The sequence below is a fragment of the Agrobacterium sp. K11 genome (assembly GCF_059429395.1).
The window spans coordinates 14,683-35,497 of the sequence record NZ_JCAHRB010000017.1 but is presented as its reverse complement, the minus strand read 5'-3'; the positions used below and the strand labels follow the sequence as shown (position 1 = coordinate 35,497).

General features: G+C 56.7%; 25 protein-coding genes and 1 pseudogene. 5 read left to right on the top strand and 21 right to left on the bottom strand.

The window, feature by feature from the left end; genetic code table 11:
• Positions 1 to 117: 117 nt before the first annotated feature.
• The 5 genes from AC5SEO_RS25280 to AC5SEO_RS25260 all read right to left on the bottom strand — a co-directional run bounded on the left by AC5SEO_RS25280 (position 118) and on the right by AC5SEO_RS25260 (position 4,030).
• Positions 118 to 876 carry an alpha/beta hydrolase gene (locus AC5SEO_RS25280; protein WP_112178860.1) on the bottom strand — a complete coding sequence of 253 codons (759 nt, stop codon included), beginning with the start codon at positions 874 to 876 and terminating at the stop codon, positions 118 to 120.
• Positions 877 to 983: 107 nt separating this feature from the next.
• Positions 984 to 1,718, bottom strand: coding sequence for a L,D-transpeptidase (locus tag AC5SEO_RS25275; protein WP_495364136.1), 735 nt, complete (start codon positions 1,716 to 1,718; stop codon positions 984 to 986).
• A complete protein-coding gene (locus AC5SEO_RS25270) occupies positions 1,715 to 2,245 on the bottom strand; it encodes a VOC family protein (RefSeq protein ID WP_003519145.1) in 531 nt (176 codons plus the stop codon). The genes AC5SEO_RS25275 and AC5SEO_RS25270 overlap by 4 nt, the downstream gene beginning before the upstream one ends.
• 65 nt (positions 2,246 to 2,310) lie before the next feature.
• Positions 2,311 to 3,159, bottom strand: a complete 849-nt coding sequence (locus AC5SEO_RS25265) for an alpha/beta fold hydrolase (protein ID WP_495364135.1) — start codon at positions 3,157 to 3,159, stop codon at positions 2,311 to 2,313.
• 46 nt (positions 3,160 to 3,205) lie between these two features.
• The gene (locus AC5SEO_RS25260; RefSeq protein ID WP_495364134.1) at positions 3,206 to 4,030 is read right to left on the bottom strand and encodes an oxidoreductase; all 825 of its coding nucleotides are present in this window, start codon (positions 4,028 to 4,030) and stop codon (positions 3,206 to 3,208) included.
• A gap of 108 nt (positions 4,031 to 4,138) precedes the next feature.
• On the opposite strand from AC5SEO_RS25260, the gene AC5SEO_RS25255 reads away from it, so the two are divergent.
• Positions 4,139 to 5,002 (top strand): LysR family transcriptional regulator, encoded by an 864-nt coding sequence (locus AC5SEO_RS25255; RefSeq protein ID WP_495364133.1) that lies wholly within the window; start codon positions 4,139 to 4,141, stop codon positions 5,000 to 5,002.
• A gap of 67 nt (positions 5,003 to 5,069) precedes the next feature.
• Here the strand turns inward: AC5SEO_RS25255 and AC5SEO_RS25250 are convergent, their stop codons facing one another.
• The 8 genes from AC5SEO_RS25250 to AC5SEO_RS25215 form a co-directional block, all read right to left on the bottom strand.
• A complete protein-coding gene (locus AC5SEO_RS25250; protein ID WP_013637172.1) occupies positions 5,070 to 5,381 on the bottom strand; it encodes a chorismate mutase in 312 nt (103 codons plus the stop codon).
• A 26-nt stretch (positions 5,382 to 5,407) separates the two neighbouring features.
• Positions 5,408 to 5,992 carry a DUF308 domain-containing protein gene (locus AC5SEO_RS25245; RefSeq protein ID WP_111791013.1) on the bottom strand — a complete coding sequence of 195 codons (585 nt, stop codon included), beginning with the start codon at positions 5,990 to 5,992 and terminating at the stop codon, positions 5,408 to 5,410.
• 51 nt (positions 5,993 to 6,043) lie between these two features.
• Entirely contained in the window at positions 6,044 to 6,217 is a 174-nt protein-coding gene (locus AC5SEO_RS25240; RefSeq protein ID WP_013637170.1) for a hypothetical protein, read from the bottom strand.
• Positions 6,218 to 6,408: 191 nt separating this feature from the next.
• The gene (locus tag AC5SEO_RS25235; protein ID WP_013637168.1) at positions 6,409 to 7,185 is read right to left on the bottom strand and encodes a molybdopterin-binding protein; all 777 of its coding nucleotides are present in this window, start codon (positions 7,183 to 7,185) and stop codon (positions 6,409 to 6,411) included.
• Positions 7,182 to 8,036, bottom strand: a complete 855-nt coding sequence (locus AC5SEO_RS25230) for a cytochrome b/b6 domain-containing protein (protein WP_080850538.1) — start codon at positions 8,034 to 8,036, stop codon at positions 7,182 to 7,184. The genes AC5SEO_RS25235 and AC5SEO_RS25230 overlap by 4 nt, the downstream gene beginning before the upstream one ends.
• A 108-nt stretch (positions 8,037 to 8,144) precedes the next feature.
• The gene (locus tag AC5SEO_RS25225; protein WP_065689106.1) at positions 8,145 to 8,771 is read right to left on the bottom strand and encodes a hypothetical protein; all 627 of its coding nucleotides are present in this window, start codon (positions 8,769 to 8,771) and stop codon (positions 8,145 to 8,147) included.
• Positions 8,772 to 8,847: 76 nt separating this feature from the next.
• A complete protein-coding gene (locus tag AC5SEO_RS25220) occupies positions 8,848 to 9,438 on the bottom strand; it encodes a TetR/AcrR family transcriptional regulator (protein ID WP_003519161.1) in 591 nt (196 codons plus the stop codon).
• 55 nt (positions 9,439 to 9,493) lie between these two features.
• Positions 9,494 to 10,321 carry an oxidoreductase gene (locus AC5SEO_RS25215; protein ID WP_065689105.1) on the bottom strand — a complete coding sequence of 276 codons (828 nt, stop codon included), beginning with the start codon at positions 10,319 to 10,321 and terminating at the stop codon, positions 9,494 to 9,496.
• 93 nt (positions 10,322 to 10,414) lie between these two features.
• Between AC5SEO_RS25215 and AC5SEO_RS25210 the strand changes: the two genes are divergently transcribed.
• Positions 10,415 to 11,326 (top strand): AraC family transcriptional regulator, encoded by a 912-nt coding sequence (locus AC5SEO_RS25210; protein ID WP_065689104.1) that lies wholly within the window; start codon positions 10,415 to 10,417, stop codon positions 11,324 to 11,326.
• Positions 11,327 to 11,377: 51 nt separating this feature from the next.
• Here AC5SEO_RS25210 and AC5SEO_RS25205 read toward each other — a convergent pair whose 3' ends face one another.
• From AC5SEO_RS25205 to AC5SEO_RS25185, 5 genes are all read right to left on the bottom strand, one after another.
• Complete coding sequence (locus tag AC5SEO_RS25205; RefSeq protein WP_111802020.1) at positions 11,378 to 12,067, bottom strand: aspartate/glutamate racemase family protein; 690 nt, start codon at positions 12,065 to 12,067, stop codon at positions 11,378 to 11,380.
• Positions 12,068 to 12,332: 265 nt separating this feature from the next.
• On the bottom strand, positions 12,333 to 13,088 hold the full coding sequence (locus AC5SEO_RS25200; RefSeq protein ID WP_111791020.1) for an SDR family oxidoreductase: 756 nt from the start codon (positions 13,086 to 13,088) through the stop codon (positions 12,333 to 12,335).
• Between the two features lie 88 nt (positions 13,089 to 13,176).
• Entirely contained in the window at positions 13,177 to 14,595 is a 1,419-nt protein-coding gene (locus AC5SEO_RS25195) for an MFS transporter (protein ID WP_112154508.1), read from the bottom strand.
• An 80-nt stretch (positions 14,596 to 14,675) separates the two neighbouring features.
• Positions 14,676 to 15,287, bottom strand: coding sequence for a TetR/AcrR family transcriptional regulator (locus AC5SEO_RS25190; RefSeq protein WP_495364132.1), 612 nt, complete (start codon positions 15,285 to 15,287; stop codon positions 14,676 to 14,678).
• Between the two features lie 81 nt (positions 15,288 to 15,368).
• Positions 15,369 to 15,749, bottom strand: coding sequence for a winged helix-turn-helix transcriptional regulator (locus AC5SEO_RS25185; RefSeq protein WP_003519392.1), 381 nt, complete (start codon positions 15,747 to 15,749; stop codon positions 15,369 to 15,371).
• Positions 15,750 to 15,795: 46 nt separating this feature from the next.
• Between AC5SEO_RS25185 and AC5SEO_RS25180 the strand changes: the two are divergent.
• A pseudogene (locus AC5SEO_RS25180) lies at positions 15,796 to 16,605 on the top strand (SDR family NAD(P)-dependent oxidoreductase).
• Between the two features lie 45 nt (positions 16,606 to 16,650).
• On the opposite strand, the gene AC5SEO_RS25175 reads toward AC5SEO_RS25180, so the two are convergent.
• Positions 16,651 to 17,652, bottom strand: coding sequence for an alpha/beta hydrolase (locus AC5SEO_RS25175; RefSeq protein ID WP_495364131.1), 1,002 nt, complete (start codon positions 17,650 to 17,652; stop codon positions 16,651 to 16,653).
• 235 nt (positions 17,653 to 17,887) lie between these two features.
• Between AC5SEO_RS25175 and AC5SEO_RS25170 the strand changes: the two genes are divergently transcribed.
• Both AC5SEO_RS25170 and AC5SEO_RS25165 read left to right on the top strand, forming a co-directional pair.
• Entirely contained in the window at positions 17,888 to 18,796 is a 909-nt protein-coding gene (locus tag AC5SEO_RS25170; RefSeq protein WP_112154505.1) for a nucleotidyltransferase and HEPN domain-containing protein, read from the top strand.
• Positions 18,793 to 19,926 carry a DUF4238 domain-containing protein gene (locus AC5SEO_RS25165; protein ID WP_003519384.1) on the top strand — a complete coding sequence of 378 codons (1,134 nt, stop codon included), beginning with the start codon at positions 18,793 to 18,795 and terminating at the stop codon, positions 19,924 to 19,926. The genes AC5SEO_RS25170 and AC5SEO_RS25165 overlap by 4 nt, the downstream gene beginning before the upstream one ends.
• A gap of 67 nt (positions 19,927 to 19,993) precedes the next feature.
• Here AC5SEO_RS25165 and vapC read toward each other — a convergent pair whose 3' ends face one another.
• Both vapC and vapB read right to left on the bottom strand, forming a co-directional pair.
• On the bottom strand, positions 19,994 to 20,395 hold the full coding sequence (vapC, locus tag AC5SEO_RS25160) for a type II toxin-antitoxin system tRNA(fMet)-specific endonuclease VapC (RefSeq protein ID WP_003519382.1): 402 nt from the start codon (positions 20,393 to 20,395) through the stop codon (positions 19,994 to 19,996).
• On the bottom strand, positions 20,395 to 20,625 hold the full coding sequence (gene vapB / locus AC5SEO_RS25155) for a type II toxin-antitoxin system VapB family antitoxin (protein WP_003519381.1): 231 nt from the start codon (positions 20,623 to 20,625) through the stop codon (positions 20,395 to 20,397). Before vapB ends, vapC begins: the two co-directional genes overlap by 1 nt.
• Positions 20,626 to 20,815 lie beyond the last annotated feature (190 nt).

Here is a 20,815-nt window from a genome sequence, read left to right as displayed (position 1 = left end):
CCCCTCTGATGACAACGTTTGTCCTTGGTGCAGCGATCACGTCACTGCCAAGGCACGAGTTCAAACTCGCAAACGCTGCAGCTAGTGAATTTGCAGAGTTACCGCGGTCCTTTTCTGTCAGTCGACAGCTTCCGCGGCCTCCTCGATCACCTTCGCAACTGCAGGCGCCTGCGAGATATAAATAGCGTGACTACCGTCGATCTCCGTCACCGTTGAACCGGCACGCTTGTACATCCAGCGCTCAAGGTCCGGATTGATCGTCATGTCGTCTTTCGCAACAATCCCGTAGCTGGGCTTGTCGTGCCAGGCGGCAACAGGCACCAGCGCACCAGTGGCAGCAACGGCAACAGGCATCTGAGACCGGGCCATGAACTCACCCAGATCCTTGGGCAGATCCGCCCCGAAATCCGCAGCGAACTTTGCCGGGTCGATGAGCAGGAAGCCGTCCTTTGTCGGCTTGATATCGTTGGTGGGTGACGGCATCGATTGGAGCAGTTGTGCGGTGCTTTCGCCCTTTTCTGGCTGCAGTGCCGCAACATAGACAAGTGCCTTGACCTTGGCATCATCACCTGCCGCCGTGATGATCGTGCCCCCATAGCTGTGGCCGACGAGAACGACGTCCCCGTCCTGCTGATCAATCACGCTCTTCGTGGCTGCAACGTCCTCATCCAGGCTTGTCAGTGGCTGCTGGACAATGCTGACATTGTAGCCGTCGCGGGCCAGGATGTCATAGACGCTGCGCCAGCCCGAACCATCCACGAGCGCGCCATGAACAAGCACGATGTTGCGCGCATCCGCTAAGGCTGGGGGTGTTACGGCAACGGAAGACAAAAGCGCGGCAATGAGGCCAACGGCCACTTTACTGAAGTTCGACATGGTCGGTAGTTCCTTGAGTTTTGTGCTTGGATTAACTGAGGCTTTGAAATCGCCTGAAGGACATGTCTCTCCTCTATCCAAGGAGAGACGGTCGTGATCGCTTGCGCTTACTGCTTGACGACAATTGGCGCCTTGATCGGCACCCGTTCATAGAGGTCGATAATGTCCTGGTTGAGCAGGCGCACACAGCCGGACGAAACGGCCTTGCCAATCGAACGCCATTGCGGATTGCCGTGCAGACGATAGAGCGTGTCCCGGCCGCCGGCGAAGATGTAGAGCGCTCGCGCACCGAGCGGATTTTTCAGGCCCTGCTCCATGCCGCCGTTCTCGATCGAGTATTTGGCGAGCTCCGGCTGACGCGCGACCATCTCGTTCGGCGGTTTCCAACGCGGCCATTTCTGACGCCACTGAATGACGCCGTTGCCCTGCCAGGCAAAGCCGTCGCGCCCAATGCCGACCCCATAGCGCATTGCGGTTCCTCCCGGCTGAATCAGATAGAGGAAGCGCGAGGGGGTATCGACAACGATCGTTCCGGGCGCCTCGCCAGTTGGGTCGAGGACTTGCTGGCGATAGTAGCGCGGATCAATCTGTTTGTAGGGAACCGCCGGGATCAGAAAGCCGCCATCCTCGATAGGACCGTACATGACAGCCAATTCGGCATCTGTCGGTACAGGTGCGATGTGGACAGGGCCGATCGGATCCGGGAGCGGCGTCGACTGTCGCCCCACCATCCAACCGGTGCCAGCGGTGGAGGCGCACCCTGCCAGGGCCGAGCCCGCAGCGATCGCCGAAAGCGACAGGAGGCTGCGGCGGGATAACGAGGTATCAAAGCTCACGCTCAATCCTCGTCCTGCCACCTGCGCAGATCCGTCTGGTCATGATAGGCCATGCGATCAGGCGTAGTGATAAACTCAATCATCGTGCCCCACGGCGTGCGGCAATAGCAGACCTTGTTTCCAGGACCTTGTTCGGTTGCGTAGGGAATAGCGCGTGGCGCCGTAAGGGCTGTTCCGCCGGCTTTCTCAAAGCGCTCAACCGATGCGTCGATGTCGTGGGTATAGACACCAAAATGCGTAATGCCGAAGTCGCTCGGTGTAACCGCCTGCGCTTGTTTGGGGCCGTACATTTCGAAGAGCTCAATATCTGGCCCGGTACCGATCTTGACCATCGCCTGCGCGCGCACGACCGTTCCGGGGTAAGCACCAGTGGCCCGCTCGAACTCGGGTCCCTGCCTGGCCGGATCCTGCGGCCCGAACGATTGGTAGATCACCTGGCCGCCAAAAGCTCCCACCAGGAACGATTTTGCTGCCTCGATATCGGGCACTGTGATGCCGATGTGATTGACGCCGCGAATTTGAGGTGCAGTCATGACAGTTTTCCTTTCTCGTTGAATCGATGAACGCGATCGGGCTCAATGTGCCCGGATCGCAGAGTTCACTTGGCCTTGAGGAAATCGATGAGAGCAGCGGCCACTTCACCCGGGCGCTCGTCCGCCACATAGTGACTACAGCGGGCAATCGAGCCGCCCGTAACATCTGTGGCGAACTCATTGAGCATCGGGACCATATGAGCACCGAAACGCTGCTCCCCGCCGAGACATAAAACCGGAATCCGGAGCGGTCGCTTCTTGTATTCCAGCGCGGCCGCATGGTCGGCGGTCAGTGTGCGATACCATTCCAATCCACCGCGCGTGCGACCCGGAAGTGCCATCGCTTTCGCGTAGATCTCGATGTCTTCTGGATTGAAGGTGCTGTGATCGTAAAACCGCTCCGCCATGAAGGCCGAAACATAATCATATTCGCGGCCATAAATCAGGCGTTCCGGCAGATCCCGATTAGCATGGAACGCGAAGTGCCAGATCTTTGCCGTCGTCGCCTCCCACTGGCTCCAGCCAGGAAGCGGAACATCGAGGACAGCAAGGTGAGTAACCGAATCTCGATAGATAGCGGCCAGCGGCAATGCGACCATTCCGCCAATGTCATGGCCACACACGGCATAGCGATTATGCCCAAGGGCGAGCATTACTTCGTGCGCGTCGCGCGCCATCGTCGCCTTGTCATAGCCGTCAAGCGGGCAGTCGGAAAAGCCCGCACCGCGCAGATCAATCGCCACCACGCTAAAATGTTCGGCCAGCAGCGGCATGACGTGGTGCCATTCCCACCAGGTTTCCGGCCAACCATGAAGCAGAAGGATCGGCGGGCCGGAGCCCCCCGTGGCGGCATTGATCTTGATGCCATTGACCGGCACCAGCTGCTGGGCAAACCCTTCCAATGTTGGGATCATAACTCTTTCCCGTCGATGTTGATGTTAAAGAGAGCTAACGATCAGCTCAGGGCTGATCGAAATCGGTCGCGATCGAGATGTCGCGCCAGGTGTCGATATCACGGCGAAACGAAACCAACTTCCGCTCAGCGATCGAATGCGCGACCGGGCCGAGCGGCAGATGAAGCGGTGCGTCATCCGCATCGACCGCCTTCAGGATCGCTGCAACCGCCTTGTCGGGATCGCCTGCCTGCTTGCCGTTATTGGTTTCGCGATAATGCCTGCGCGAACTTGCGGCATATTCCGGCATCTCCTTGGCCGCCATCGTGATCGAACGTCCAAGGAAGTCGGTGCGAAATGGCCCAGGCTCGACGATCAGCACTCGGATGCCGAACGGCTTCAGCTCGCCGGAGAGTGCTTCGGAAACCCCTTCAACCGCAAACTTGGCTGCATTGTAATATGCTGCGCCGCCACTGCCCGCGATCCCTGCGCCAGAAGACATGTTGACGATCACTCCGCCCGAACGTCGCAGTGCAGGCAAGGCTGCCCTGGTGGTTTCGATAAGACCGAAAACGTTCACCTCGAACATCGGTCGATATTCTTCGGGCGTGCCCTCCTCGAGCGCCCCAAACAGTCCGTAGCCGGCATTGTTCACCAGCACGTCAAAACCCCCAAATGTCTCGACGGCCTTTGCGACCGCGGTATTGGCCTCCGCCGCATCTGTCACGTCGAGCGGTAAGGTGATCATACGGCCGTCGAATGGCCGAGCCATTTCTTCGATCGAGTTGACGTTTCGGGCAGTAGCGACAACCTGATCGCCCCGTTGTGCTGCAGCGATCGCGAGCCGTTGTCCAAAGCCGCTCGAGCAGCCTGTGATGAACCAAGTTCTCATGACGTTTCTCCGCTTGTTTTCGAAATTTGACTTGAATCTATATGTTTAGATTTGTACTTGAAGTGACAGTTTTGTATTTTCAATGTTCATTTTTGTAAGGGCTTGGCCGTGGAATGGAGCGACGTAAAAATTTTCCTTGCGATTGCGCGATCCGGAACGCTCGGCGGCGCTGCACGTGCTCTTCATACAAGCCATCCCACCGTCGGCAGACGGCTGCGTGCCCTTGAGGAGGCGATCGGCCACACGCTCTTCCAGCGGACCGCAGACGGTCTTGTGCTGACCGAGGAGGGCCATGGGATTATCGCCCTGGCCGAGCAGATGGAAGAAGGCGCGCTTGCCATGGAGCGCCGGCTCGCCGGGCAGGAGCAAAATCTCAAAGGCAATCTGCGCATCTCATCAGCAGACTGGTTCGGTGCTTATGTCCTACCTCCCATTTTGGCAGATTTCTCGAAAGCCTACCCCAATGTAGACGTCGAAATCCTGACCGGCACTCGCCTGTTCAACCTCGCCCAAAGGGAGGCCGACGTCGCCTTTCGCATCGTTCCGTTCGACACTGCAGATGTCATTCAACGGCGGCTGTTCAGGCTCGAATACGACGTCTACATCGCCGAGGAGTCGCCTGACCCTAAATATGGCGACGGGACAGGTTTCCGGCTGATCACCCACGATACTTCGACAGGGCAATTCCCCGACATAGCCTGGCTCACCGAGAGTTTCCCGAACGCGAGACCCGTGCTGCGATCAAACAACCGAAACGTCCAGGCACGAATGTGCAAGCAGGGCATTGGGATCGCCGTCCTTCCCCGCGTCGTGGGCAATCAGATCCCGGGTATCCGCAGACTGGAACTACCTAAGCCCCCGCCGGCGCGAGACATCTGGATGGGATATCACCGGGACCTGCGACGTCTTCAGCGTCTTCGGGCGTTTATCGCGACCGTCTCGGACCACCTCACAAATACCGCTGCATGGTAAGCCGCCCAAAGAAGATCGATTTTCCCCGCCGATCCACGGCTGCGGTAGCACAGGCGCGACAGACAACTTACTTCTTGGCCGCAATCTCCCTATGACGCTCCACCACAGCACCCACGATCATTGTCATCAGCCCTTCGACAAAGTGCCCACTGAGGCCAACATCACTAGCGATGCTCATCAGTCGATCCAATTGGCGTCGCTCTCGCTCATTATCGATTGCCGGCAACGCCTGCTTAGCCTTCAAGTGGCCGACTTGCTCGGTACAGCGAAAGCGTTCGGCCAGGATATAGAGGAGAGCTGAATCCAGGTTGTCGATGGTACTCCGATAGGAAGCAAGTTGCCCTGCCGCATCATCTGTCATCATTTGAATATCTTCCAAGCGGTTTCATTGGCGCGGGGTAGCGCTTACGAGATGGGTTGCGTACTGCGACGCGACAGGGCGATCGACAGCCAAATTGCCGAAACCAGAAAGTAGAATGCCCCGACGCCAGCGTAGCCCGCAACCGTTGAGATAGAAGGTTCCTGCGGCATTTGCGCTTGAAAGATGAAGAGTGCGCCGACCAAAGAGGATTGGCCACCGCTCAAAATCATCGCCCACTGACCTCCACTCGTTTTCCAACGCCGTACGGCAGTTCCAAGCTGCAACAGCCCCGAAAAAATCGCCCATAGACCGAAAGCGCCGAGAACCCAGTTCATGTTCATTGTCAACGCCAGGATCACGGCTATCGTCATAACCGAGCTCGCTGCGACGTTGATCGCTTGGCTCCGGTTGGCGGCAAGACCACCGCTCCTTGCGGCATCGATAACGTTCGCGATTGCATCCCAAGCGGGATAGATGATCAGCAGTGCGGCAGCCACCGCAAAGGAATGCCGTCCGGCAGTCAACGCAGCCGCGACCCACAGCACTGAGAAGGCCGCCCTGGTAAAGTAATACTGCTTGAGCCACTGGTCGTTGCCGCGCGGGGCACGGGAGGTCTGGTTGTTCGACATTGTTTTCTTTCACTTTCTGAACTGGTTGATTGATGGTTCGCGCTAGCGTCGTCAGATGAAGACGACGTGCTTGCCGAAGAGGGTGTTCTCGTCCCATTCAGCACGGCCGATCCGATCGCTTTCGCCGGAGAGTTTCCCGGCTGACCTCTCGGAACTATCGAGGTCATGCGAGCCGCCTTGGGAGGAAACCTTTGCCCCGCCGCCGTGGGAACCCTTGATGTGCATACTTTTCTCGAAGGCATCGCTGATCGCCTCTTGGTGCCTCGCCGCCGATCGGCCGTCAGGATCCGAGAGGATCGAACTGGTTTGGTTGATTTCGACCTGTCGTGAAGGGTGCAATTGATGAAATCGGCATCGCATTCTGGACTTTGCGTCGGCTCATGGATTGGTTTCCTGTGGTTCGCCATTTGTTGGCTTTAGATGCCGGCGTACCATTCGTAGCCGCGATCTTCCCAATAGCCGCCGTTCCCGCCCCACAGGCCGGCGAAGCTGTCGACCAGTTCGATGCGCATGATGTACTTGGCCTGTTTGTACCCCAGTTGCCGCTCGACCCTGAGACGCAAGGGCGCGCCGTGACCAACGCTAAGGTCCTCGCCGTTCATCTCGTAGGCGAGGATGGTTTGCGGATGAACCGCGTCGATGAGATCAATGCTCTCGTAATAGCGGCCGCTTCCGTCGAGCGTCTTTTCGAGTTCGTCGGCACAATGCAGGACGACATATCGCGCCGTCGGCTTGACGCCAGTAAGGCGCAACAGATGGGCGAGCGGAACGCCTCTCCACTTGGCGATGGCGCTCCAGCCTTCGACGCAGTCATGGCGGGTGATCTGGGTGCGGGAAGGAAGCGCCTTCAGATCTATGAGCGAAATCTCTCGAGGCCGATCAACAAGACCGTCGATCTTCAGTCGCCAGTTTGTGAAGTGACCTTCCAACAGTTCCGCATATTCATCGCTGTCGGGAGCACTCGTTCCATTGACACGGAAGGAGGGGGAAATGTCCTTTTCGTCAAACTCGCGCGCCAGTGAATCGCGCCCCTGAAGCAGTCTCTGGGCTTTCATGGTCAGATGCTCAGCTGAGCGAAGGACGTTTGCGACGTCTGCGTTCTGGTCCAAGAGGTCGCAACCCGAGAGAGTAAGGGCGCTGGCCCCGAGCGTGCCGCCGATGAGAAAGCGGCGTCGGGTGAAAAGCTTGCTCATGATTTCTGGCCTTTCTCCTGGATCGCATAGCGTCCGGTGATCATCGAGCGGATGTTGTTCCAGGTCCCGGAAAGGACCACCATTGCCACGTGCACGATGACGAAGATGACAAGCGCCGACGCTGTGATGAAATGGATCGTGCGCGCGGACTGGCGTCCGCCGAAAATATCGACAAGGGACGGCAGAGCGGCATCGACGCCCGGCGACATTGTCAAACCTGTCAGCACCATCAGCGGCAGCAGAACGACAATGACCCCCAGATAGGTGAGCTTTTGAAGCGCGTTGTAGTGTTTGGCCTCCTCCCCTTCCGGAAAGCGGAGCCGAGCGTGGTCGAGGATTTCGCGGCCGAGGTGGCGCGGCGAGATCTCATGGGGCTTTGGCGCGAGGTCTTTGCGGAAATGTCCGCTCAGCACGCTGAAGCCGAGATAGACAATGCCGTTGATCACAAACAGCCAGGCGAAGAAGAAATGCCAGCGACGTCCGGCCGCAAGATCCTGGAATGAAGGGATGGTTGCCCAGGAGGGAAAAGCGCGTGAGACTTGTTCGCCATCAGCCTGAGAAACGCCAAGCAGGCCCGTCGTGGGGATCTCCAGCCCGGCAATACGAACGAAACCGCGCGGCTGACCACCGCCATCATCTGAGCCGATTGTCAGGATGGCAGGGTCGCCGTTCGCGCCATAATGACCCCAATAAAGCTCCGGGTGGGCATTGAAGATCTGAAGCCCGCTCAAAAGAAGGAAGCCCAGGCAAAGCACGTTCAGCCAGTGCGTAAGCCGAGTCACAACTGAGTGGCGGCGGATAAAGATCGTCCGAGGGTATTGAACATTGTCATTGGAAGCGTCTGCGCTCATCTCAGCGTCTTTCATCTGTGCATCAGCGGCTGCACACCAAGCAGCGTCGATCTGTAGTCACTGGCCGAAGCAGTAAGGCGGCTGCTCCGGCCAGTGACGGCGTGGTCTTCACATGGGTGGAACCACGCCATTCTTGCCGACGACCACCTGATGGGCGATAGGGCCTGTTGCAGTCTTTTCGGCGGTGATGAAGACAACGGCGCCAGGAACGAGATCATCCTTGGTGGCCGCGGCGATGGTCACGACCGGTGTCCCATCCGGAATGGCGATCTTCTTTTCCTTGCCATGATAGGTCACGGTGACAGTCCGGCCATCGACGCCTTTAACGGCATCCGCGACTGTCGCATTGGTCATGCTGCTGTCGGGCTTCAGATCCCAACCGTAGCTCCCCTCGCCTGTGCCTTTCATTGCCGGCGGGAAAATAAGGACCTCAAGCGCACCATCGCCGCCGTCGGCCTTTGGCAATGATGCGATACCCACAAAATCGCCCGGCTTGATGTCGGTGACCTTTGCGTTGGCAACGCTGGCGACTTTCCACTCGTCGGCAAGGGCGACGTCGACGGTCTCACCTTCGCGGGTCTTCACTTTGAGCGTTGACGCCTGGTAGTCGACGATGCTGCCGCGGACATGGATCGGCGCGGCTTTCTTATCTTCGGCAGATGCGGGTGCCGAAAGGACAGTTACAGCAAGGATGCTGGTCAGCCCGAGGGCCAAGGCTGGGAAAGTATTTCTCATTTTTATCTTCCTACTAGTTGGTAGTTTCGATTGACGCGATTGACGCGATTGACCCGAGTAGCCTTGCCACGCAGGATTAGTGAGAAACCGTCGGCGTGAGACGATTGAGGGCAGGTTCGAGTATCATTGAGAACACTTCCGGCTTCCCATTGGCTCTCGCCGAAAGCATTGCCCCGTAGACGGTTGCCAGAAATGTTTCGGCTTCGACATGCGGCGCACTGGTAAGACTCAGTTCGCCCTGCTTGGAACCTCGCTCCATGACCGAAGCCAGCCACGAGGAGATGAAGCGAAAAAAGTTCGTAACCTCGGTTGCGACTTCCGTGGGGAGGGATGGCAGTTCACTGGCAAGCATAGCACAGACACAGTAGGGTCTGCTGGCATCCTCAATGCATGCAGCCCAGTGGTTTGCATAAGCCTTGAGGATGTCCAGAGCATTCGGAACCTTCTGCTCAAGGACTGCCACGCTTGCCTGGCCATCCTCCCGATAACGCTTGACCAGCTCACGCACCAGATCGACCTTGCTGGGAAAATGATGATGAATGCTTGCTTTGCGGATACCGACAATCTCCGAGATATCGGCGTAGCTGAAGCCATTGTAGCCGCCGCTTATCAGAAGGTGTCGGGTGGACGCCAGAATGTCGTCCGAGGTGGTCGAAAGATTGCTCATGCAGCTTGTCTACCTTCTAGTAGGCAGATCGTCAACAGCAAATTTTTGGGTTGCGTTAGCCGTCCGTGGAGACAGTCACGCCCTTCCAAGCTTCGATTTCCTGGGTCAGGCGTTCGATCCGCGCCGTTACATGTTTGAGCGCATCGCTGCCAAGGAGAAGTTGCGGCGGGGGATTGTCAGATTCGATGAGGGTAAGCACCGCGTCGGCGAGCTTTTGCGGATTTCCGAGCTGCTTGCCGTTCACTGCCTGACGCGCCTCGCGGATCGGATCAAACAGGGTATCATAGTCAGCAATGGAACGCTCTGTGCGGACCATGGAACGGCCTGCCCAGTCCGTCCGAAACGAGCCGGGGCAAAGGGTTGTTACGTGCACACCGAACGGCGCCATTTCCAAACGCATGACTTCTGAAATACCCTGCAACGCGAACTTGCTGCCGCAGTAATAGGCGATGCCGGGCATGGTGATCATGCCGCCCATCGACGTGACGTTGACGATAAAGCCGCTTCGGCGCTCACGGAACCTCGGGAGAAACGCCTTGGCGACTGCAACGGCGCCAAACACGTTCACGTCGAACTGGCGGCGCATCTCCTCGATCGGCGATTCCTCAAGCACACCCTCGTGACCGTATCCGGCATTGTTGATCAGCACATCGACTGGCCCGTGTTCGCCCTCCGCTTGCTGAACGACGTCAGGGATGCGGTCGAAATCGGTTACGTCGCAGAGGACCGGGCGCAGTTCCGGGAGGGCCTTTGCCAGCGCTTCACGCGAAGCTTCGGATCGGAGAGTCCCGATGACCCTGTGACCGGCTTCGATTGCGGCAGTGGCGATGGCCAGCCCAAAGCCCGAGTTCGCCCCTGTTATGAAAAACGTTTTGCTCGACATTTCTGAAACTCCTTGATTACCCGTTGATGTGACAGATAGTCTGGAGACAACGCGGGTTCGATTGCGGATCCTTTTAGAGTTTTGCCAATTCCTATGAACTGTAAAACGCCGCCCTCTACAGATAACCAGTGTGCCGCCTTGGCCGGACAACTCGCTCCTCGTCTTGGCTACAACCAGACCGGGCTCGGTTGTATCCGTATCCTACGCACGGAAGCAGTGCTGAATGACATTCCGGTTCTTTATAAGCCGGGTGCCGTGTTCGTATTGCAGGGGAGCAAACACGGCATTCTGGACGGGGAAATCTACCTCTACGACGAAGACCACTATCTTGCCGTTTCGGTGCCCGTTCCCTTCCGGATGACATCTACAGCCAGTCCACGGCGGCCACTGCTCGCGGTCTATTTAGAGTTCGACATGCAGATGGCGGCCGAGATCTCCACGCAGCTCGAAAAACTCGCCGGTCCTGCAAGCGTCAAGCCAAAAGGGCTCTTCTCGAGCAGGATGGATAGCAGTATCGAAGACGTCCTGCTCCGCTTGCTCACGGCGCTTGGCAGTCCGGTTGAGGTCGCTGTCCTTGGACACTCCATCCTGCGTGAGCTGCATTACCGGGTCATGTCAGGGCCGCAAGGCGGCGCAGTGATCGCGGCCCTGCAGCGGAAAGGGACGTCGGGAAAACTGGTCGAGAGCCTGGCATGGCTGCGCAAAAACTACGGCTCTGAAATCACCGTCGCGGACCTTGCCAGAGCGGTGGGCATGAGCGTTCCTTCCTACCATGTCCATTTCAAGGAGCTGACAGGCTCAAGTCCCATGCAATATGTGAAGGCGATGCGGCTCCATGAAGCGAGACTGATGATCGCCCGCCAGACTGGAACAATTGCAGAGGTGGCGGCGTCAGTGGGCTATGTCAGCCCGGCGCAATTCAGCCGCGACTTCAGACGGCATTTCGGGCGTACCGCATCGGAAGAAGCGAAGTGGGTCCGGCATCACCTGGGCGAACAGGTTTGACCATTGCCCCTCACCGTTCTCACGATCGATCGACCGTCAGAACACAACATGTCATTGTAAAGCAGCTTGAAGGGCGGCTTTGCAATGAATGAGGGTCGTGTCGAAGACGGGAACGCCTACGTTATCCTGGTTTAACAGCATACCCACCTCGGTACAGCCAAGGATAAGACAATCGCAGCCTTTGTCGACCAGACGCTGTGCAATCCGTTCATAGGTCAAGCGGCTCTCCTCGCGAACGATGTCGCGGCACAGCTCTTCATAGATAATACGATGGGTTTCTGTTCGATCATCAGCTTCAGGGATCGTTGGCGACAGCCCCTGAGCGATGAGACGGTCGGTGTAGAAGGTCTGCTCCATGGTGAAGGCGGTTGCCATCAAACCCGGCCTCCGGAAACCGCGGTCGAGGATAGCGGTTGCAGTTGCGTCCGCGATGTGCACAAACGGGATCGACACCCCGCCCACGATCTTGTCCGCCACCTTGTGCATGGTATTTGTCGCCAGGATGAGGAGGTCGGCGCCGCCGCGCTCCAGCGCGATAGCATGTTCATTGAGGATTCGGCCCGCCGCTTCCCAATCGGAGGAGGCCTGCAACTTTTCGATTTCGTCGAAGTCGACAGACCGTATGAGAAGCTCGGGAGAATGAAGTCCTCCCAGGCTCTCGCGGGTAAGCCTGCAGAGTTCTCGGTAATAAATCTGGGTTGACGTCGCGGACATTCCGCCAAGTATGCCGATGGTCTTCAAATGTTTCTCCATGTTCATACGTTAGGTCTGTTACCGCTCAACGGGCGCTTGAGCAGAAACCAGGCCACCCATATTTGCTACCTTGGTACGATTTCAACTCAGGAAAACCACCAACGGAGTGGAGAAATTCCTGGATGATGGCCGCCGCCCGCTTCACCAAATTTACGCGCGCAGTGCAGCGAAGGGAACTCTGCAGCCCATGCGCGCCCAAATTCCGCGTTACACCTACAGGACAGAGCGGCGAGGCACCACCTCGTATCAATGCTCAGGCACTGATGCCGCCATCGACGAGAATGCCTGAGCCGGTGATGTAGGCTGCACCGGGCCCCGCAAGAAAGGCGACCGCCTCAGCGACTTCTCTGGTTTTACCATATCGAGCAATCGACAGGTTTGGCAGAATAGCGGCTGCAAGCGCGCCATCGGCAGGGTTCATGTCAGTATCAATCGGACCTGGTCGAACCAGATTGACGGTAATTTCCCGAGAGCCCAGCTCACGTGCGAGACCGCGCGTGAAGCTTTCCAGGGCAGACTTGGTCGCGGCATAGACCGCGATCCCCGCGAACGGCACAGCCAGACCCGCATTGCTGCCGGTACTGATGATGCGACCTCCGTTGGGGATGTATTTCAGCGCTGCCTGGGTGATCAGAAAGACGCCGCGAACATTGACGTTCAGCTGAAGATCAATCTCCTCAAGTGGCTGCGTGGAGAAATCACTTGCGAAAAGGACACCGGCATTATTGACCAGAATATCAAGGCCGCCGAGCTCAGCGACAGTTTGTTCGACGGTAGCCATCGCGGCTGCTATGCTCGCGGCATCGGCATGGATGGCGATCGCATTTCGACCCATGGCGCGGATCTTGGCAACGAGAGCTTCCGCTTTCTCGACCGACTTCTCATAGGTGATCGCAACGTCGGCACCATCCTCGGCCAGTTTTAGCGCAATTGCCGCACCGATACCGCGTGCCGCACCGGTGACCAGCGCGCGCTTGCCGGAAAGAGGTAGTGTGGAGATGTTGTTCATGGAGAGTACCTCTGAATGTCTCTGTTTTGCTCGGGAGTTTCACGCCGTTTCAGCGCGATCGGCTGGTAATGCGCTGCTATGGGGCCGCTCATCGACGCAACGGTTGGGGCGATGTCAGGCTGACGGAAAGCCATCCCGCGATGAGAAGACAAATGGCAATTGCAACCGCTGCAACGCTGTATGCTCGGCCAATGGATTGAACGTCTGTGGCCGACCCCAAGATCGAGAAGAACAATCCGCCAACGATTGCGGCTGCCAACGCACCGCCAATCTGAAACATCGAATTGACCAGACCAGAGGCCAATCCTGACTGCGTTCGGTCCACCCTTTGCACGATGCTCTTCACCAGGTTTGGAAGGGCGATCCCCTGCCCCGCTCCGATAAGAAAAAGCGCAGCAAAGAGGAATTGCGGAAGGCCATTCGAAATCAAGGCCGCCGTTCCAAACAACCCTGCCGCTTGCAGCACCATGCCGGCGCCGGCGGAAAATCTTCCGAAGACGCGGAGGATGCGCTCACTTGCAAAAGGACCAAGGACGAAACCGACGGCCGCAGGAAGGATCGCCAGCCCGGCCTCGAAAGGCGTCAGACCAAGGCCACCCTGCTGATAGACCGAGAATATCAGCCAGAAGGCCGCAAGGGCGTAGAAGAACAAGGCAGCCAGCAGCCCGCGCAGTAGTCCACGGTTTTGCAGCAGGCTAGGTGCAAGAATCGGATCTTTCCCCGTCGACTCCAGGTGTTTCTCATGTCGCCAGAACAGGAGGAAAAACGGGAGGGACGTGGCAAGCATCAGGATTAGCCAGATCGGCCACCCCTGCTCCCGCCCCTCGATCAGCGGCGCAATCAGCGCAGATAGCGCAATCGCGATCAACAATGCTCCGCCAAGATCCAGTTTGCTTGGGCGCTCAGATCGGGTTTCCCGCAACATGATGAAGGCGGACGGCGCAGCGACCGCGATAACCGGCAGGTTGATGAGGAAGATGGCTCTCCATCCAAGACCAAGGATATCAAGCGCAATCAACGCACCACCGAGAAACAGACCAACCATCGACGCCACCCCGAATGTCAGGGCATAAAAGCTGAGGGCTTTTGATTTTTCGTGGTCTGGGAAAATCGCATTGATGGAAGCCAAGGCTTGCGGTGCCATAATTGCCGCTGCAAACCCCTGAAGGATACGGCCGGCGACCAACGCGGCTGGAGACCAGGCAAACCCGCATAAGGCAGATGCGGCTGCAAACCCGACCATTCCAGCCAGAAAGACATTTCGTCGACCATAGAGATCTCCAAGCCTGCCCCCAGTGATCAGCATCACAGCATAGGTGGTGGCGTAACCGGAGATAATCAGCTGCATCGTTGACGCAGAGGCCCTGAAATCCTCCCGGATCGAGGGCAGCGCCACATTGACGATGAAGAAGTCGAGCGGTGGCAAAAAGGCGCCGGTCAAAAGGATGACCAGTGCCATCCATCGACGTGGATCGAGTTTGTCATCGGGATTGCTGGTGTCTCTCATAAGTGTCTCCACATCGACCAAAAAATCGATCGACGGTTTGCAATGTTAAGCATTTGGAACTATTTGGTTCCAAATTTGGTTCAGCCAAGTGCCTTCAGTGCCAGTTGGACCATGGCCCTCGTCTCAGCGCGATCCGCTCCTGCCTTGGCCAGGACCCGCATGCCCTGAATCTGACACACGAGGAACCTGGCGAGCGTTCGTTCATCCAGCCCTGGATCGATTTCGCCCAAGGCCTGGGCCCTTATGATCGCCGCCGCATAAAGATCTTGCAACCGTCTGAACAGCCGGGAAATACGTGGTGCGACCTCTTTATCCTCTGGCAGCATTTCGACAGCTGCAAAGACGACAAAGCATCCACGCAGACCTTCCGTTCCCGATGCTTGATCCACTTGTTGAGAAAAAGCTTCTAAAATTGCAGCTTTAGGCGACGGATTGGAATGCAGCGTTTCACCGACCGAGAGAACGGCGTCCTCGATGTAAGCGTCGAGGGCACGCAGATAGACGCCTCGCTTGTCGACGAAAGCCTTATAAAAGCTGCCCCTGGAAAGCTCCATACCCTCAAGCAGGTCGGGAAGTGATGCATCGTGATATCCACGATCCCAAAATACCTGCATTGCTTTTCGAACTGCTTCATCGAGTTCAAATTCTCGAGGGCGACCAACGGACGCGGATATTTGAGTGCGCTTGACCATGGAGTCAATATGGAACCATTCAGTCCATAATACAATCGATATTTTCGGAATGTTGCGCCAAGCGTTCGGCACCCAAGTTAGTTATAGACGCCGATCGACAGGATAATCCCGAGAGAATTCCCTGACCGCCATCAAAATCGGCATAAGCCCGTGGCCTGCTGAACTCAGCGAGTATTCGACTCGAGGAGGCTGCTCTTGAAAGTCGTGTCGGCTTATGAGGCCGTCATTTTCCAGTTCCCTGAGATGTTGCGTTAGCATCTTCTGGGATATCCCAGGTATGTCTCTCATGAACTGCGATGCCCGCAATGATGGTTCGGCGAACAATCGGAAAAGGATCGGCAGTTTCCAACGTCCTGTGATCATCCGAAGCACCCTACTGACATGAGAGACAGATCCGTCGGCTCCGAGGCATGTCGCCCTGTCCTCGACAGGCACTTTAAAGTGCGTAATTGCCTGTTTCATCAACGAACCTCATATCTGCAGGAGACGATAACACGGATGGAATATCATGGACTTACAACTCCAAAACAAGGTTGCACTGGTCACGGGAAGCAGTAAGGGGATTGGCGAGGGCGTGGCCAGAGGCCTTGCAAAGGAAGGGGCAACGATCCTTGTCCACGGTCGCGACAGAATGAAAACAGAGGAGGTCGCGCATGATATCATATCCTCTGGAGGTCATGCTTTCGCGGTATTCGGCGATCTGACAGTGCCGGATCAGGTCGATCGTCTGGTTCGTGATTCAAAGGCTGCAGCAGGCTCGATCGACATCCTGGTCAACAATGCCGGCGGATCTGCCCCGGCGGAGGATTGGACCTCGACAAGCTCTGAAACGTGGGCCGCTGTCTATGACAGGAACGTGCTCGCATCTGTGAGGATCATCTCGCTCGTTCTGCCCGCAATGAAAGCGTCGCGGTGGGGTCGGATCATAAACATCTCAAGCCTGACGGCCCTGATGCCGCCTGCAAGTCGACCGGACTACTCTGCCGCCAAAGCAGCCATGATCGCGATGACGGCGTCGCTCGCAAAAGACGTTGCTGCACACGGCATCACCGCAAACACCGTTTCGCCTGGAACGGTGCATAGCATCAGTTTGGATACCGCATTCCGTAAGAAAGCCATTGAGAGGGGGATGGCCATTGACGCCCCCTAGAATGACATAGAGAGAGAAATCCTGCCAATGTTTGCTCACGTGCCCCTTGGAAGGGTCGGAACCCTCGAGGAGATTGCGGATGCGATTGCGTTTCTCTCGAGCCCCCTTGCCGGCTATATCACAGGAGCAAACCTCCGACTTGACGGAGGAATGTGGCCAGGGATGTAGCAGGACAACAGAGGGGCTGCGCCAAACCTGTGTGGGTTCCCCGCCTCAGTTCCAGTTTGCCATGACGAACCGGTGGATCTCCGCTTCGAGTTCCTGGTCTTCCGGTGTCCCACCCATGAAGCCACCATGGGGCATGGCTTCAAAGACGTGCAATTCTGTTTCCACGCCAGCTTTTCGCAAGGCTCGATGCATCCTCACCGTGTTCGATAGGAACAGGTCACGCGTGCCGGTCTGCAAAAATGTCGGCGGAAGGCCCGCCAAATCGCCGAAGAGCGGCGATAAATAGGGATTGGAAAGATCAGCACCACCGGCGTAGAGCAGGTTGTTTGATCTGAGCGGGCGCGGCAGAACGAGATCAATCATCTGGTTTGTTTGGAAACTGTCCCCCGATTCGGTGAGGTCAACCTGTGGCGAGAGCAAGACTAATCTGCCGGGCATTGGCATGCCTTCATCTCTCGCCCGCAGCAGCATGGCGGTCGCCAGATTGCCGCCTGCCGATCGACCCAAGATGACCACCTTGTCGGGGGAATGACCAATCAAGACATGGCGATACGTCGCCAAGCAGTCATCAAGAGCGGCCGGATATGGATGCTCAGGCGGCATCCGGTAATCGACGCCGTAGCATCGAACGACATGCTGGTGCGCCTGGCGACGCGCACTGACGCGGCAGGCCTCACCGCCTCCGAACACCAATGCGCCGCCATGCAGGTCGATCAGTGCGCTACGAGCATCAAATTGCCCGTGCGGCGTCGCGACATGGATCGTTGCTTGTTCGACTACAATTGTCTCGACTGTGGACTGCAAACTCCCGGCAAGATCTTTTGCCGCGGCGGCGTAATGCGCATCTACTGCGGCTTTTATATTAATCCAGCCGGAAAAGTCCTCCGGAGAGGGCATTTCATACTGCGCATTGATGGGACTGCCGTCCTTGTCGACCAGACGCGACAGTGACGCTTGCGCTTCGACGCTGATGGACTGTGGGGGGTGAATTGTCCGTGAATGGATGGCTGCGCTGCCTTTGAAATCGCTCATTTCTTGCTCTGTCATTGGTCGAATATCGACATGTCTGTGTTTCGGCATGGAATATTGACGGTTCTGGCGGGGTGGGATGCGGACGAAACTTGGACCACCAGGAGGTAGTTCATGTATTCTTATTCCGACAGACCTCGATCCTAAACCGAAAAATGGCGTCCTAGCCCCTCAACCCCTACAACAATGTGGAGTAGCAATCGCCACCCGATCACGGCTAGAATATCCGTTCAGAAGAATCGATGGTTAGGCTATGAAAACGGATATCGGACATCTTCCGCAGACGAAGCAGCGCGAACTGGAAAGGGTCGTCCGGATCATCCACGAAGAGTTCGCCGGCATTGTCGAGCGCTCGAAGTCCGAAGCCAAGAAAGATGGGCGGATTTATAAAATCATCCTGTTCGGTTCATATGCCCGTGGCACCTGGGTGGACGAGCCGCACACGTCTAAAGGCTATCGATCAGATTTCGACATCCTCGTCATCGTCAGCAACAAGGAACTGGCCGATCCCAAATACTGGGACAAAGCCATTGACCGGCTGATGTGGGACAAGGAGATCGAAACACCCGTTGGTCTTATCATGCATGGTGCCCGCGAGATCAGCAACTTCTTGCATGATGGCCAAGCCTTCTTCGTTGATCTCGCCCGGGAAGGCATAGTTCTCTACGAATTCGATGACCGACCGCTCGCCGAGCCCAAGCCTCTCAGCCCTGCCGATGCCCTAAGAGTGGCGGAGGAGCATTTTGGAAAGCAATTCAGCAGTGCGAGCTACTTCCTTCAGTTAGCACGGTACGCAATAGCGGATGATCAACCAAATCACGCAGCTTTCATACTTCACCAAGCGGTGGAAACTGCCTACTCCTGTTATCTGTTGACGCTCACCAACTACACCCCCGCATCGCACAATCTCAAATTTCTGCGCGGACTTTCGGAGGATCGCGACCGCCGTTTGGTCGACATATGGCCGAGGGACCATCAGCGGTTTACCGCATGGTACAACATTCTCAATGAGGCCTACGTCAAAGCCCGCTATTCGAAGCGTTTCGAAATTTCCGAAGAGGCACTCGCCTGGCTTCAGGACCGAACGGCAGAACGTCACGCCCTGATCGAGGCGCTCTGCCGCGAGCACATAAACAAACTGCAGCAGGTAGCGAAGTCATGACGGCGGTGATGCAACGGGTGCCGGGTAGCACAACCGCCTGGTTTTGTTTCGCTCTTGATGGGATTATAATCCGCGACCCGTTATTGATGGGGCCCAGTTTGCGCACCCCACATGCATTTGGAAGGCAGAGGGTAACCGATTGTGAGCGGCAACCATTCCGCCCCCTCTTTATTATTCTCTTGGGTAGAAATATCGTGGCGGCCAGCTTTTTGAGATTTACGCAAATGTCGGGCAACGCGCCACATCGTCATCACTACGTTCCACGCATGGTGCAACGAAACTTCAAAAATGAGAGTGGAGGCCTGTACTTTTGGCGCCGGGGTATGAACAATGGCTACGTTCGGATCACAAAGCCATCAAACCTCTTCGTTGAGGATCACCTATATACGATTATCGACAAAAACGGTGCGCGCGACCATTCAATTGAGCATTGGTTCGGTCGACTGGAGACCCTCGCGGCGCCCTTTATCCAGGAGTTCCTAAACATAGTTCGCCATGGCTTGACGCCGATCATGAATCGGACCCACTGGGACCTATGGCACACCTACGTCTACCATGCTCAGAAACGCACCGTGGCTTGGCACAAGCGCTTTCTTAAACCAGAGGACTTGCTGGCCGTAATAAAAGAGATCGCTTCAGAACAGCAGTGGCTTGAGCACATCAAAGCCTGGGAAACTGACCCAAAGAATACTCTGCGTGAGATGAACAACGCCCGCATCGCTGCGCAGGCTGATCCGATGCCTGACGAGATGATGGAAGAGTTCAGAAACCTGGGATTGGTCATCTACGTAGCACCACCTAAAACATCGTTCATTCTCGGTGACGATATGAGCGGTGATGCATTGATTAGTTCACGTGGCGAGATGACGGGCGCACGTAGGGTGCAGTTCATGCCAATCGCGCCTGACGTGGCAGTCGGCTACTGCGATACTCGGGGTGTGCACACAGACCACCTAACGGCCATGGATGTTAGGCGCATGAACGAAGCCATGGCCAAGCAGGCATATCTTATCGCTGGACGCTCGAAGGCGCAGATCGATTCATTATCACGGATTCCCTGTGATCCGCCCGACATAATAAAGGACTGGCTCGAGAGTAGAAATTGCCCCTCGCCAGCGTCTTCGCTTTAATGGGATATTGTGCGACGACCCGGTAGTTGAATGCTTATGGGATCCGTCAGGTGATCCATTTTTGAAACTAGGAAGTCCAGTCTTCCACTCGTAATCCGGGTACGCGATCAAATTCACGACGATTATTGGTAACCATAACCAATCCGCGCGAGCGCGCGTGCCCCGCAATCAACTGATCATATGGACCGATCGGAGTGCCACTGCGCGCCAGTTCGGCCCGCAATTGACCCGTATGGCTTGCTGCTAATTCATCGTATGGCAGCACCTCGAGGCGCGCCGCGAAGCCCTCCACAACAGAAAGGTTCTTTTCTGGACTGGCTGACTTTTCCGCTCCGTAAATCAATTCCATTAGGCTGACCGAGCTGATGCAAAGCTGATCATGTGAGCGATTGAACGCGTCGCGCACTTCCTGAGGTCGATTCTTGATCGTAAAAATACAGATGTTGGTATCCAGCATATACTTTAGCATTAGAATGCCTCGCGCTCCTGCGGAGCTGCCTGGTCACGCTCAATCATAAAGTCGGATGTCACCTCCGCCCCTTCAAACCAACTGTCCCAGATCTCACCGGCTGGTGCGATGATGCGAGTGCGTCCCACCGCAACGATATCGACACGCTTTACGTCATCGGGCAATGCGACCGCCTTTGGCAAACGTATTGCCTGGCTCCGATTGCTCTGGAATACTGCACCTTGCTCCATCTACATCCCTCCGGATTGCATCAATAACTGCGTAGCCTATATAGTTCTTTGCTTGGGATATGTCAATGGGATATACATTATGGGCCTGCTTAGGCACATGCGATCAGCATTGCAACCAGTCGTCTTCGCCATGAACGGATCAGAACTGGCGACCCCGTTTTTCGACCGTGCGATAACAGCGATTCGTCGG